Origin of the sequence: Clostridium boliviensis, assembly GCF_033342255.1 — a bacterium.
In the GTDB taxonomy this organism is placed as follows: Bacteria; Bacillota; Clostridia; order Lachnospirales; family Lachnospiraceae; genus Lacrimispora; species Lacrimispora boliviensis.
In genome coordinates, this window is sequence record NZ_JAWONS010000101.1 from 1 (window position 1) to 532 (window position 532).

1 protein-coding gene and 1 pseudogene are annotated in these 532 nt (G+C 54.1%); both read right to left on the reverse strand.

The features are described from left to right. A partial coding sequence (locus RZO55_RS05225; RefSeq protein WP_318063235.1) for a CNNM domain-containing protein occupies positions 1–311 on the reverse strand: 311 nt, incomplete at its 3' end. A 5-nt stretch (positions 312–316) separates the two neighbouring features. Beyond that, positions 317–502, reverse strand: a pseudogene (locus RZO55_RS05230) (CNNM domain-containing protein); the annotation flags it as partial. Between the last annotated feature and the right edge of the window lie 30 nt (positions 503–532).

Here is a 532-nt window from a genome sequence, read left to right on the forward strand (position 1 = left end):
TGCGCTTGCTGATTTTCGTTCATCTCGACCCCGAACAGCCTCAAAATCAGGTTGGCGGTGCCGTTGAGGATAAAGATAAACGGTTTAAAGAGCCGGTAAAACCAATCCAACGGTGCCGAGGTCCACAGGGTGGTGGCTTCCGCTTTGCGTATGGCCAGCGACTTGGGCGCCATTTCACCGAGCACGATGTGCAGAAAGGTGATGATGGAAAAAGCCAGAGCAAAGGCCGTAGTGTGGATGAGCCAATCCGGAAATCCGAAGTGGAAAGCAACGGTTCCAGCATGCGGGCGATCGCCGGCTCGCCGATCCACCCCAAGCCCAAGGAGGCCAGGGTAATGCCCAACTGGGTGGCGGACAGGTAGGCATCCAAGTTGGCCAAGACTTTCTGCGCGATTTTCCCGCGGCGGTGTTCCAATTGAGCGATCCGCGTGGAACGCACTTTGACGATGGCAAATTCAGCGGCAACGAAAAAGCCGTTTAACAAGACAAGAAAAATCACCATGAATAAGTTCGTGGTGATTCCTATGACACC